10 protein-coding genes and 1 tRNA gene are annotated in these 13,912 nt (G+C 38.0%); 7 read left to right on the forward strand and 4 right to left on the reverse strand.

Annotated elements, in window-relative coordinates:
- Positions 1-44 precede the first annotated feature (44 nt).
- The gene (locus LIV57_RS08375; RefSeq protein ID WP_227942262.1) at positions 45-4,835 is read right to left on the reverse strand and encodes a translocation/assembly module TamB; all 4,791 of its coding nucleotides are present in this window, start codon (positions 4,833-4,835) and stop codon (positions 45-47) included.
- A gap of 4 nt (positions 4,836-4,839) precedes the next feature.
- Between LIV57_RS08375 and tsaD the strand changes: the two genes are divergently transcribed.
- From tsaD to LIV57_RS08390, 3 genes are all read left to right on the forward strand, one after another.
- On the forward strand, positions 4,840-5,856 hold the full coding sequence (gene tsaD / locus LIV57_RS08380) for a tRNA (adenosine(37)-N6)-threonylcarbamoyltransferase complex transferase subunit TsaD (protein WP_227942263.1): 1,017 nt from the start codon (positions 4,840-4,842) through the stop codon (positions 5,854-5,856).
- 50 nt (positions 5,857-5,906) lie between these two features.
- A complete protein-coding gene (gene tnpA / locus LIV57_RS08385; protein WP_227942264.1) occupies positions 5,907-6,410 on the forward strand; it encodes an IS200/IS605 family transposase in 504 nt (167 codons plus the stop codon).
- Positions 6,411-6,513: 103 nt separating this feature from the next.
- The gene (locus LIV57_RS08390) at positions 6,514-7,209 is read left to right on the forward strand and encodes an RsmE family RNA methyltransferase (protein WP_227942265.1); all 696 of its coding nucleotides are present in this window, start codon (positions 6,514-6,516) and stop codon (positions 7,207-7,209) included.
- Positions 7,210-7,249: 40 nt separating this feature from the next.
- Here the strand turns inward: LIV57_RS08390 and LIV57_RS08395 are convergent, their stop codons facing one another.
- Positions 7,250-7,930: a TrmH family RNA methyltransferase gene (locus tag LIV57_RS08395; protein ID WP_227942419.1), complete on the reverse strand. Its 681-nt coding sequence runs from the start codon at positions 7,928-7,930 to the stop codon at positions 7,250-7,252.
- A gap of 161 nt (positions 7,931-8,091) precedes the next feature.
- On the opposite strand from LIV57_RS08395, the gene LIV57_RS08400 reads away from it, so the two are divergent.
- From LIV57_RS08400 to LIV57_RS08415, 4 genes are all read left to right on the forward strand, one after another.
- On the forward strand, positions 8,092-9,108 hold the full coding sequence (locus tag LIV57_RS08400) for an asparaginase (RefSeq protein ID WP_227942266.1): 1,017 nt from the start codon (positions 8,092-8,094) through the stop codon (positions 9,106-9,108).
- Between the two features lie 55 nt (positions 9,109-9,163).
- A tRNA-Ser gene (locus LIV57_RS08405) sits at positions 9,164-9,250 on the forward strand.
- A 187-nt stretch (positions 9,251-9,437) separates the two neighbouring features.
- A complete protein-coding gene (locus LIV57_RS08410; RefSeq protein WP_047428034.1) occupies positions 9,438-9,854 on the forward strand; it encodes a hypothetical protein in 417 nt (138 codons plus the stop codon).
- 405 nt (positions 9,855-10,259) lie between these two features.
- Positions 10,260-11,054, forward strand: a complete 795-nt coding sequence (locus tag LIV57_RS08415) for a DUF2490 domain-containing protein (RefSeq protein WP_227942267.1) — start codon at positions 10,260-10,262, stop codon at positions 11,052-11,054.
- A 104-nt stretch (positions 11,055-11,158) separates the two neighbouring features.
- Here the strand turns inward: LIV57_RS08415 and LIV57_RS08420 are convergent, their stop codons facing one another.
- Together LIV57_RS08420 and LIV57_RS08425 are read right to left on the reverse strand one after the other, a co-directional pair.
- Positions 11,159-11,854, reverse strand: a complete 696-nt coding sequence (locus LIV57_RS08420) for a hypothetical protein (RefSeq protein ID WP_227942268.1) — start codon at positions 11,852-11,854, stop codon at positions 11,159-11,161.
- A 343-nt stretch (positions 11,855-12,197) separates the two neighbouring features.
- Positions 12,198-13,730 carry a M20/M25/M40 family metallo-hydrolase gene (locus tag LIV57_RS08425; protein ID WP_227942269.1) on the reverse strand — a complete coding sequence of 511 codons (1,533 nt, stop codon included), beginning with the start codon at positions 13,728-13,730 and terminating at the stop codon, positions 12,198-12,200.
- Between the last annotated feature and the right edge of the window lie 182 nt (positions 13,731-13,912).

The following is a 13,912-nucleotide window of genomic DNA, read 5'->3' on the forward strand; positions in this document are numbered from 1 at the left end:
CCCCCGCAACACCTTCCGGAACTCCAAATGTATTAAAGCTCCAGTTATTTACCATTCGATTTTATAGAATCTGTTTTTATTTCACCTTTTGCATCTGAAGTTTTTTTGTCTTTTTTCTTCTTTTTAAACAAAGAATTGAAGCTTTTACTCCACACTACCCCTCCGCCATAAGCTTGATTAGCAGAACCGTTTGTACTCACCATACCGATGTTTGTAGGCTTGGAATACGCACGTATCACCAATGAGCCATCATTCTTTTTAGACAGATCATATTCTACAGATCCTTCCGTGGAAAGGTAATTGTTTTGTGCACCATCCGTTTTTGATAAAGGAATACCTAAACCGGTCTTGATATTGACTCTCGGGGAAAGGGCTACACTTACTCCCGCATTGGCTCTGTCTCCATAATTTGAGTTCTGATCTCCTTTCACATAATTAAGGTCAATCTGAAATTCGTTACTCATCGTATTAAGAACAGATCCCAACTGCTTCAGAAGTATATTATATCCTGAGGATTCCGCTACATTTCCTACATTTACATCGAATCCACCTGTATTGGATACGTTAAAGGTACTCAATAGCAATACAGATCCGAACTGGAGAACCTTCTCTCCTTCCTGGCTCATTTTCGCTGCAAGGGTTTCTCTTACCTGGCTGGATACGTCCATTGCAGTCACATTAAGATCAATCTGAGGGTCTACCAACGACTGGGTGATATGGGCCTGCAGTAGAATACTGATAGGCTGCAGTTTCCCCATACTAAGATATTCTCCCGCATTGGAAACCATTCTGATGTAGTTGGCATTAATATCCAGCATTGGTTTCATCGCATCACCATCCCACCTTATACTGCTGTTTCTTTCGATCTGGAATGTTTTATTAAGAATGGCCTTAGAGACAAATGTTCCGTTATCTACTTTATAGGTACCGCTCATCGCAATATTCCCCTGTCTGTTCATATGGAACCTCAACGGATCAGCTGATCCTTTTACCGTAATATTTCCCACATCGTCTCCTACCAGTACATTTACGGTGGTTCCTTTATCTACCGCCAGATTGAAGTCAATATTCATATTGGCTCCTGTTTTCTTCTTTTCTTCCAGCGTAATCAGACCATCTTTTCCTTCTTTCAGGAACCTCAGCATTTTAAATTCTTCTACATTGGACGTTGAGCTGGAATTAAAGGTAAAGGTACTTCCGTTAAGCGCCTTCATATTAGGAGTAGTTATACTTAATCCTGAAACTGGTCCGTCCACGTACAGATCTCCTTGTCCGTACACTCTTCCCCAGAACAGGTCAAAATCTTTTTGCGTAGTATTCAGCATCAACAGGTTGTCTGCTCTCATTACGAGAGATACCCCCATGGAAGAAAGGGTTTCAAACTGAATCGCTCCGGAGATATTCCCTTTGGAATTGGTTCTTCCGTCGTGTACTTCAATATTATTGAGGATAGCAAGTCCTTTGGAAAGCTGAATCACAGTATCATCAAATGAATAATCTACCCCGGTAAACAATAGTTTTAATCCAAAATCTTTTAAAGCAATATCTCCGCTATAATCAAGATTGTTAAGCTTTCCATTGATTTTAAGATCTCCTGTTGCCTTTCCGCGAAGGTTTCCGAAAATAGTCTGCACAAACTGCTGCGTAAATGCCAGGTCAAAATCACGCATTTCCGCAGTAAGATCAATAATCGGCGAAGAAGTATTATTATTAACTGTTCCTGTAAGGTTAAGGCTGTTGTTTCCAAGTACGCCGGCAGAGTGAACTTTCACATCGATATCATACACATTCAGCGAGAATCCATTAGTGGCAGAGATAGAGATATCCCCCATATCATCGCCATTCATCTTAATATCATCAATATTAAGATCTACCAGTGGCTGAAGTGTACTTTTATCCATTTTGATTTTAACGCTTCCGTTGGCAAGACCTTTAATATCCATAGTATTTCCTCCGGATTGCATTTCCAGCAGCTTTTCTACCGCAAAATCGTTGATGTCTGCATCTACATAAAAGTCTTTTGCTGACTTAAACTGGGCTTCCTTAATAAACAAAGCACTTTTATCGGAATATACCCTCAGATTCCTGATATCAAAATCTCCAGTTTTCTTTCTGTAGGTAATAGAGTGATTCAGTTCAGGGCTGGTATCTATAGCCCAGGTAACTTCATTGAATTTTACCTCGGTAGGTTCAAACCTGAATACATAATCACCAGCTGCATCCGTAGACTGATCCACATTGATCGCATATTCTTTAAGCTTTTCATTAATTTCATCATCAGGACTGCCATGCTTGAACACGGTTGCTAAATGGAGTGTATTTCCATTTTCATTATTCCCTTTAAGCTCAAAATCTTTAATTACATTTTTATTATAAATGACCCTGTTGATCTTAGCATACAATTGCTGGTTAAGGTCTCCGGTATTAATTCTCACTTTAACACTATCCACCATTGCACTGTCTCTGCTGAGATTTTTTCGGTCATTAATTTTATAATCAGGATTTGAAGATGCCAGCGACTGGTCAGCATCTGTAATCTCATCTTCCTTGGTCATTATATATTTTAAAGATGCCGCATCAAGATTCAGGATCAGGTTGTTGGAATTCCCATCATATTCCCCTTCTACAAGCGCCCCCTGTGGCAGTCTCAATTCGGGTAAGAAATAATTAACAAGGCCCTGCTGGACATCAAACTTCAACGCAAAATTCTGTCCACGGTATAATTTTCTTGGCGGCGGTCCCACTAATATTTTCCCTACTCCATTTTCTACCATTCCTGCAAGATCTGCAAGGTTATATTTTCCTGAAATTTTACCTGTGGCAGCTCCCGGAGCATCTACATCAATGACACGACCTCCTGCTTCAACAAACGTTTTTAACCTGGCATTCGGAATATTATATTTTTGAGTAGCTGAAGCAAAGTGAAGGTTATTGGCATTCACATCTAAAGTTAGATCGTTGATAGAAGACATGGCCATTTTCCCTTCAACCTGACCACTTACCACCTGAGTGCCGGGCTTGTTGGTAAAGTAATTCATGTTCAGGTAAGTGACGTCTGCATTAACGTCCATAGCAATCCTTGAAGTACTGAAATCGATCAATCCTTTGACTGTAGCTTTAGCCTGCTCATCATTAACAGTGATGAGTCCGTTATATTTTTTATGATCCAATAAACCATCCAGATATAGATTATTGATCGTTTTATCCATAATTTCAATACTGGCAATCTGAGATTTCGTGGTCAGAAGCATGGTATTGACATCAAAGCTTTGTCCGTTAAGATCAAATTTACCGGAAATTAAGCCTACCGATTTATTCTTTGTGATGACTGAGGTATTCAGATCTTTTACATCAAGATAACCGGAATATTTCGGCATAGCAGTACTGTAGCCAGTCAAGGTAAGCTTGGAAATTTTCGCCTGCCCTATTCCTGTCATTAAGTTACCATTATCCACATAAATCTGATCCGGATTCACTTTTGCGGTTCCGTTATATTTCAGTTTTCCGAAATCATCTGCAAAGTTCTTCATCTTTTTGGAGATGAATGAAGGCATCATGGCTTTTAAATCCTTGTACGTAAAATCTGTGGAAAGATCTTTTGTTTCAATAGCAAAATTTCCTTTCAGTAAATTATTAACCTTCATCGTTTTGGTAGCAATATTGACGTCAGGGTTTCTGATCAGAAAATTTTCAAGATGAAATTTGTTCAACGGACCAGTCATAACCCCAGAGAGATTGAAAGGTTTGATATTATCCCAGTTGGTTACAAAATAACTGATATCATATCCGCTTAGCTGGCTTCCCTGTTTGATATTCATATCCCAGCGTACTTTGTCTGCAAAATCTGCCCAGGATCCGTCGTGAAGATTAAATTTGATATCTCCCTGAAGTAAGGTATGATCTGTATTCAGGGTAAGGTCTTTTAATGACAAAAACTGCTTCGTTAAAGACAGTTCTGTTGAAAAGGTATCCACAAAGTGAAATTTCCCCCACCTTGAAGTTACAAATGACATATTATTAATCAACGCCGAAACATTCGGTCCGTTGACTTTTACGTTCGGTGCTTTTAAATTGAATTTTGTTGCGGTAAGCCATTTTCCCTGGTCTCCGGGAGAATTTTCATTAACGATGGAAACCTTAGAATCAATGATCTGAATTCTGGAATTCAGCTGAAAAGGAGGTTTCTTGGGATCTCTTTTCTTACCATTATCAAAGAGTTCTACAAACCTTACAAAATTGGATATACTATCCCCTTTATAAGTAATCACTTTTACATCGGCATTCACAAGAGCCAGAGAGTTAAAACTTAAAGAATTGCTGTTTCCTGAGATAGCATTTACCGCCAGAGACATCCAGTCTGAGTCTGCACGAAACTCACGGGCTGTAATAAAATCAAACCCTTTATAATCTTTTACTTTTAAGCCTTTAATGGTTACATCACCGAAGTAATTTACATCTACACTTTCTGTAGAAAAATCAGATTTAAAATCATTATTAACAAGCTTCAGCGCCTGATCAGCGGCCCATCTTTTCGTTACCGGAAGGTTGATGGCAATAAGGACTCCACCTACAAGGAAAATACCCAGCCAAAAGAGAATCAAGAGAAGCTTTGCCCACCAGGTATAGCTGGTAACATCTTTTACAGCCTGTTTACCAAACTCTTCAGCTGTTTCCACAGGATGATGTATCGCATCCGAAGCAAGCTCAGATGCTTCTTTCACTGTTTCCCTTACTTTTCCCTCTACATTTTCAACAGTTTTCTGTACCTGATCCCCTAGGTTTTCAGCTACTGATTTTTTATTCTCATTCTCGTTATTATTCTCTAACTTTGCCATTATTATGAGCGACTCTATAATTTTAGGTATTGAATCGTCCTGTGACGACACCTCAGCAGCTATCATCAAGGGAAATTCTATTCTTTCAAACATTGCCGCGAACCAGGCCATCCACAAAGAATATGGCGGCGTTGTCCCTGAATTGGCTTCACGAGCCCATCAGCAAAATATTATCCCCGTTGTTGAAAAATCTTTTTCTAAAGCAAATATACAACAAAATGCTATCTCTGCTATAGGATTTACTCGCGGACCGGGACTTTTAGGATCTCTTCTTGTAGGAACATCATTTGCTAAGTCTTTGGCGATGAGCCTGAATGTACCATTGATTGAAGTAAATCACCTCCAAGCCCACATTCTGGCCCATTTCATCGAGGATGCAAATCCTGTGCCGCCTACCTTTCCTTTCTTATGTCTTACCGTAAGTGGCGGACATACCATGATTGTATTGGTAAAAGACTATTTTGATATGGAAATCATCGGCAAAACTATTGATGATGCAGCAGGAGAAGCTTTTGATAAAATAGGAAAGATTTTTGACCTCGATTACCCCGCAGGCCCTATCATCGACAGGTTGGCTAAGGAAGGAAACCCTGATGCTTTTACATTCAACAAACCGAAGCTTGAAAACTACGATTATTCTTTCAGCGGTATTAAAACTTCCGTGTTGTATTTCATTCAGAAAGAAGTCAGAAAAAACCCGGAATTCATCAAGGAAAACCTTAATGACCTTTGTGCTTCTGTACAGAAATCCATCATTGAAATCCTGATGAATAAGCTTGAAAAAGCAGCCAAAGATCTCAATGTAAATCAGGTGGCTATTGCAGGAGGTGTATCTGCTAATTCTGCACTTAGAAAAGCAATGGAAGACAATAAAGAAAAACTGGGATGGAGTATTTATATTCCAAAATTTGAATATACAACAGACAATGCAGCCATGATCGCTATGGTGGCAAAACTGAAGTTTGAACGTGGAGAATTTACCGATCTGAGAACTTCTGCAACAGCAAAGTATGATTTGTAAGATTGCGGAGCCACGAAGTGGTGACGTAAAAAGCAAAGAGGCTTAGCCCTTTGAAAATAAATCAGCCTAATAATAAAGAGCTACGAAGTAGCGGGATAAAAATGGGACAGTCTCTTGTTAAAAATTATGTTCATATTATTTTCTCTACTAAAAACAGAGAACCGATAATTGATGAAGCAATACAGGAGGAATTATTTTCATATCTGGCAGGAATCTGCAAAAATATGGAATGTAATCCCGTTAAAATCGGAGGCTATAGAGATCACGTTCATATTCTTTGTCTTTTATCAAAAAAAGTAACTCTCATAAAGCTTTTGGAAAGTTTTAAATCTCATTCTTCAAAATGGATTAAAACTAAAGATAAAAAATACTCTCATTTTTACTGGCAAAACGGATATGGAAGTTTTTCAGTGAATCCAAAAGAAATAGAAACCGTAGCACGCTACATTGATAACCAAAAAGAACATCATAAGATTAAAAATTTTAAAGATGAATTTTTAATATTTCTTAAAAATTATGAAATAGAATTTGATGAAAGATATATTTGGGATTAATATTTCGCTCTTTCAGAGCTCAAGGTCATATAAACAACTTTAACCAAAGACCTGCAGTCTTTGCTAATTATAGCGCCACTTCGTGGCTTGTAAAAAAAAGAAAATGAAACTATTTTACGGAGAAATAACAGATCAAAATGTCACCATCCATGACGAAGAACAGCAGCATATCGTAAAAGTTCTTCGCATGAGAGATGGTGAAACGATTCACGTGACGGATGGAAAGGGAAAACTGGCTTCCGGAAAACTGATTATAGAAGGCAAGAAAGCAGGGATTGAAGTTTCTGAGATCAAAGAAAATCTGCAGGAATTCAATCCTCAACTTCATATTGCGATTGCTCCCACTAAAAATATTGACAGAATTGAATTCTTTGTGGAAAAAGCGGTGGAAATGGGGATTTCAGAAATAAGCATTATTATCACTGAAAAAACGGAGCGTAAAAACATCAACATCGATAAAATCAGAAAGCAGGCTGTTGCAGCATCAAAACAAAGTCTGAGGTTTCATTTTCCGGTGATCAATGATGCTGTAAAACTGACGGATTTTCTGAAAAATATTGATCCGGAGCATACCTTTGTAGCGCATTGTCATCAGAATCTGGAAAGAATTGATCTTAAAAATATTCCTCAGCTGAAGCAGCTTACTTTTTTAATAGGCCCTGAAGGTGATTTTTCTGAAAAGGAGATTGCATTTCTGGCAGAAAACAAAGTAAGGGCGGTTTCTTTCGGAAATCAAAGACTGAGAACTGAAACAGCGGGAGTTTTTGTAACCGCATGGAATTATTACAATATGATATAAACGAGAAGGCACAAAACCTTCTCGTTTTTATTTCAGTTAACTATTTCCAGTCAATATTATTTTCTCTCAGATATTTTTCAAAAATCTGCTGTCCGCTTCTGATTGAATTGACAGCCCAAAGGATTTTCATTCTCAGAAGCTTTTCCTCATTTAATTTATAATCAATATCAGACTTTATCAGTTTTTGCTTCAGTTCATACATACAGATTGAAGCTGCGACAGAAACGTTAAAACTTCTCGTAAATCCATACATTGGAATAGCCAGTGTCTCGTCGGCAAAATCCAAAATTTCCTGGGAAACACCTTCCATTTCAGTTCCAAAAACCAAAGCAATAGGTTCTGTCACTTCATATTCAGGCAGCATTTTAGCATTTTTTTCCAATGAAACAGCCACTATTTTATATCCTCTGTTCTTAATATTCTGAAAAGACTCCATATTCCGGGGAAGCTTTTCTACTTCAACCCACGTATCTGCCCCTTTTGTTACGCGAAGATTGGGTTCGAAGCTGTATTCTTCCTGTAAAGCCACTACTTTATGGAAGCCGCAGGCTTCCACAGAGCGTACAATTGCGGCTGCATTTCTGAACTGATAGACATCTTCTACAACCGGAAGTACAAAGTCTGAACTTTCCTGCGAGAAATGTTCAATTTTCGCCAGTCTTTCTTCCGTTAAAAACTGTTTTAAATATTCAAAAGTTTGCGATAAATCACTCATCTGCATTTCGTTATTTTTTTCAATAGCCCTATGAAACCTCTCCATTTCTCATCCTATTTTTATAAAATTTCATGATAAACGTTTCATTCATTTTCAAATCTTTGCAAATTAACGTAATTTTGACCTATGAACCCTAATCGGGCTCCAATTCTTAATAAAATTAGTACATGAAGCGAAAAGTCCTGCTCATCTATACCGGTGGAACCATCGGAATGGAAAAAGATTATGAAACCGGAAGTCTCCGTGCCTTTGATTTTGGAAATATATTCGAAAAGATGCCTGAAATGAGGCTTATGGAGTGCGAAGTCTTTGTTCATCCTTTCGCCAAACCGCTGGACTCTTCGGATATGGGACCTGAAGAATGGAGAGTGATCGCTAATTACATTCACAAAAATTATAACGACTACGATGGCTTCCTGATTCTTCACGGAACGGATACCATGTCTTATACGGCATCTGCGCTTAGTTTCATGCTGAAAGGATTAAGAAAGCCTGTCATCATGACCGGCTCCCAGCTTCCTATTGGTGATCTGAGAACAGACGCCAAGGAAAATCTTCTGACCAGCCTTTATTATGCCAGCCTTTATGAAAATGACGAAGCAGTCATTCAGGAGGTTGCCATTTATTTTGAGTACAAATTATTAAGAGGAAACAGAACGCTGAAATATTCCGCAGAATATTTTGATGCTTACGCAAGCCCGAATTACCCTATTTTGGGACAATCCGGAGTTCATCTGAATATTATTAAAGATAACCTTTTCCGTTGTGACCCGACAGTAGAATTTCACGTGGATGAACATATTTCTGAAGATATTTTATTCTGGAGGATTTTTCCGGGAATGCATCTGAGTCACTTCAGAGAAATTCCTAAAATGAAGGTTCTTATTCTTCAGGTTTTTGGTTCGGGAACCATTTTCAGCAGTGCAAAAACGCAGGAAACGCTTCAGGAAATCCGGGATAACGGGACTGAAATTGTAGTGGTAAGTCAGTGTATTTCAGGAGGCATCTCATTCGGAAAGTATGAAAACAGTAATATTTTCGCCAGAATCGGAGCGATCAGCGGAAGAGACATGACAGCGGAAACAGCGATTACCAAAGCCATGCACCTTATTGATAACCCTAACTACTCCGGAAGCTTTGCCGATAACTTCACCAGAAGTCTTTGTGGAGAAATTACAGATTAATTTGTAAGAATAATTTGGATATTCCAGAAAATACACTATTTTTGCAATCTCAAAAAGAAAGGTGTCCGAGTGGTTGAAGGAGCTACCCTGGAAAGGTAGTATACGGGTAACTGTATCGAGGGTTCGAATCCCTTCCTTTCTGCAAGAAAGTAAAGCCTGTGCTATTAAATAGTACAGGCTTTTTTATGATCAAAATTTCTTGATTATTTTACATTCGTTCCTATAAGTATTTATACTCAGTTTAATAATTGGTCATTTATACGCTACTGCAAGTGCCTTGTTCTTCGTTACTTTGATACACAATCTAACAAACTAAAAACCAAACCAAAATGACATCAACAAGTGTAAATGCAAATTCTTCAGGTCAGTTAGTACTTGGAAACGGAGCACAATTCTGGGTGTATCTTTCCCCACAAAACGATACCTCCAAAATGATTTCTACATGGCGTGTAACTTTTTCACAAGGAGACTGGAGCGACTTCATCTCAAGTGAAAATCCTACCAAACAGATTCAGACTCCCAATCTTTCAGGAATCTTTGAAATCAGAGTAGAATTATTAAGCGGATCTACCGGTACCTGGCGCCAGATTCCACCTCAGGCCGGAAGTCATAATGAAATAGGCTGTAATTCCAACTGTGCTTCTATGGTAGGAATTGTTGCTGACAGTACCAATCCGCCTATCGGAGCTATTAATGCCCATTTCTGGACAACATGGGATGCTATGTGCGGAGTAAGACAGAATTAATAGTAAATAAACCAGTCCATAAACCAAATTGCCACAGTATTTATATTGTGGCAATTTACTTTATATACCATACAAAATAAAATAATTACACAGTAAACCAATAAATACATAGTGCTTTTCCACAAACTACTAACAAGTTACTCACATTTTATCCACAATTAAAATATTATTACAACATTCAGTTTTTCCATTAGAATCCTATTCCTAATTCTATCCTAAATCAGGCCTTTACTTTGTCTTGTTTTTAAACAGTATTAAAAGATTTTGAATAAACATTCTATGAACAAAGCCCCTAATTTTGGTATTATAAAGTATTCTCTCTGCGTATCAACAGCATTCTTATCCGTCTCATGGTTTCGCAGTTATTTAAAATTAACAGTAAAACAAATATTCCCCCTATTGAGCATGAAGAAATTTTTTGCAGGATTATTTTTATTGGGATGTATAGGAACATCTATCAAAGCACAGATCAGCCCGCCTGGACTGGGAGACGCCAACAATGCATTCTGGGGAGCCTTCGGAGTGAAGCGACAACTTGATTCTCTGGGAAAAAAGCAGGCTTTGAGCTATGTTGCCATCGGAAGAAAAAGCAGTCCGGATCACCATAATCTGTTTTCGAAGCAGGCTATCATTGTGTTAAATCATGAAGTCTATCATTCATTTGCTCCTCACCAGCAGTATAGCTATGCATTAAGTTACCGTCGTCAGCCACAGTATGAAAGCACGGCTCCTTATGATAAGGAAAATACAGAACAGGAATTCAGACTTTACGGAAGATACACCTACACTTTTGATCTTGGCAGGAAATGGAAACTTAAAAATACCGTACGGCAGGAATTCAGGAAGTTTTTTGATGCAGACTTTCATCAAGTAGAGGAAGATTTTCAATTCAGGACCCGTATCAAAAGCCAATTAACCTATAATGTATCTCCCAAAAATAATCAGAAACTGGCCTTGAGCGCAGAAGCTTTGTTTTCGATAAGTCATCTCAATGAGCCGGATAAGGAGTGGAGTTCCTTTGGATATCGTGAAATGCGTATTGCTGCTTATTATATGTTTACGATTCCCAATTCCCCTTTTACCGTAGATATAGGCTATATGGATGATCTGATCAGAGACAGCAGAAGTATTCATCATGGAGGTGTTCATTATCTGGCCGCCGATCTGGTATGGAATATCCCGTATAAAAAAAACAGGTAAATAAGCTATTAATACAAAATCCCGTTCATTACTGACCGGGATTTTGGGTTGAAAAACATAAGTTTTCCGCAATATAATTAAGTATGAATGTTTGGTGTACAATTTTAGTTGCACAAAGTCAGAAACTGACGGCTCAACTGCACATTGAATTTGGCTTCCGCTCTTGAGCGTGCATAAATAGTCTGTTTAAAAGCATGCACAGTTTTTAATTTCTGATCTATAAATTCTGCAATCTGAACAACAGAAAAAAGGAAATCCCTGTATAGCGCCATATTAACCGTCTGACCATAGTATGGCAGGTACGCCTTTAAAAAAGGAATGGCTTTCTGATGGCGGTTGTAGCTGATACAATACCCTACTCCCTCCATAGAGGTAATAATAGTATAGTCATTAATATAATCCTGAATATTTTTGCTGCCATCAAGAGCATGAGCATTTTTTGAACAAAACTTATTGATCTTATCCAGAATATGCTGGGCATACTCCATCATGGAAATATTTTTAAATTCAAATACCTGATTCATTCCATTGGATGGAGAAGTTTCACTTTCACAATCAATACAGAAAGAGATTCCTATTTTTTCATGATAAGGAAAAAAGCAGTCTTTCACTTCAATGGAAGCATCCGGCTTTAGCATATCATCTGCAAAGTTATAATACACATAGGGCCTGTAAAGCTCAGCAAGCGCTTCCAGATAATCTGTTTCGCTGGTATTATGATATTCTTCAAACCATTTTTCAAGGTTATCGTAATAATTACTTTCAAAGTCGTTAAAGTTTAAGTAAAATGGCAATTCCATAGCTCTGTAATTTTGATATGACAAAGCTATATGTGTAATGCGACAAAACTTGACGTAATATATTTTTTTGTAAAAAGATTTTTGTCAATGGTCAATTTTTGCTTCGCAAAGTCAATGGTCAATCATAATTAACACTAAAGTTCGGAAGGTTTATTAATATACAGAATTTATCAGTTCGCAAAGACACTCCGTTGAGCCAAAGACATTAGTGTGTACATTGCTGAGTGAAACGTCTCTACGATCGGAAAAAATAAACATCATAAAAAACTTTGCGAACTGCGTTTAATTATATACGAACTTATAAAATTCACAAGCGCAGCGAATTGACCATTCACCATTTACATTACCTGTCGTAATTCTTCATGATGTACTCAAAATAGTGAATCATCTTCAGATAGTTTTCAATGCTAAGGTATTCATTGGTACTGTGAATACTCTGCTGCTCGGCACTGTTGATCTTGATCGGCATGAACCTGTAGACATTTTTGCTTACAATTTCATATTTACCAGCATCGGTTCCAGCCATAGTAAGATAAGGCGTAACAATGGCTCCGGGATGAATTTCTTTCACTCCGGCTTCTATCATTTTAAAAGCTCTTGTATTGGTTGGGGAAATAGCGGAGGCTTCCCTTGTATTATCAATTTCTTCTACTTCTACATCAAAGCCTTCAGTCGCTTTAGCAATATGATCTTTTACATCTTTCACCGAATTTCCGGGAAGTAATCTGAAATTAACAACAAATTCCACTTCGGGAGAAAGTACATTGGTACCATCACTTCCCTTCATCATCGTTAAAGCTGTTGTGGTTCTCACCAAAGCATTCGTTGTATTGTTTTTGGTAAGCTGAGAAATCAGTACCGGTTTTAAAAGCCATTGATTGGCCAGTGCCATTCTTGTGGCAAAAGGCATTTCACCTCCAATATTATTAAAAAATTCTTTGATTAAAGGGGTAATAACAGGCTTCATCTGATCATCTTCCAGACGCTGCATGATAACAGCTGCTTTACCGATAGCACTTTCCATTGGTGGCATTGATGAATGCCCGCCAAGTCCTTTAACTTTTATCTTTGCGGAAAGAAAACCTTTTTCTGCACATCCCACAACAGCCACATCCGTATCAATTCCGGCTACATTTCCTTTTCGCATAATCAATCCTCCTTCGTCATAAACAGCATCGAATTTCAATCCTTTTTTCTTAAAATAATCTGCGATCTGAATAGCTCCTTTTTGTCCTCCAACCTCTTCATCAAAACCGAATGCCAGATAAATATCACGTTGCGGAACCTGCTTATTTTTAATCATCGAATTCATGGATTCCATTAGGGAGAATAACATTCCTTTCATATCTATTGCCCCTCTTCCATAGATTCTTCCATTGGCTACCGCTCCTGAAAAAGGAGCAAAATCCCAGTCTTCGGCAACTTTTGAAACAGGCTGTAATGGTTTATCATCCGGACGGTATATATTTTCTTCGTTATTTTTAACATCGGCATCTCCCGGCGGAACAACATCCATATGGGAAAGAAATAAAATGGGTTCCAGAGCAGGATTGCTTCCTTTAAGCCTGAACACCAGTCCATATTGGTTGACCTCAACATTTTCCGTATTTAGATAGACCAATGGGTAGGATGTTTTCAGATAGGTTTTAAACTGATCAAACGGAGCGTAATCAAATTCACCCAAGCTCCCTGTAGAAACGGTAGGCACTTTTATTCCTCCTGAAAGTCTCATGACTGCAGAATCATTTTTTACCGGTTTCCAGCCCTCGCCTGCTCCGATATTATTTTTCTTAAACGGATAAGTATAGGTTTTAATTAATACTACAGCAGCCAGAATGACTATGATTCCCAAAAGGATTAAAAGAATTTTTTTCATAGCGAATAGTTTGTGAGGTGATTTTATTCTATAAATATAACAAAGTATTTTATGCCCAACAATTTAAAGTCTGGCTTTTTCATCAATGGAATATTTACAGCAGATTCTTTTGGGTATAAGATGACGGATCGTTTTTATAGTAAACGCAAAGTTTTCTATTCTTAAAACTGAATATAAGGGAG

The organism is Chryseobacterium sp. X308, from assembly GCF_020733145.1.
GTDB classification, from domain to species: Bacteria; Bacteroidota; Bacteroidia; order Flavobacteriales; family Weeksellaceae; genus Chryseobacterium; species Chryseobacterium cupriresistens.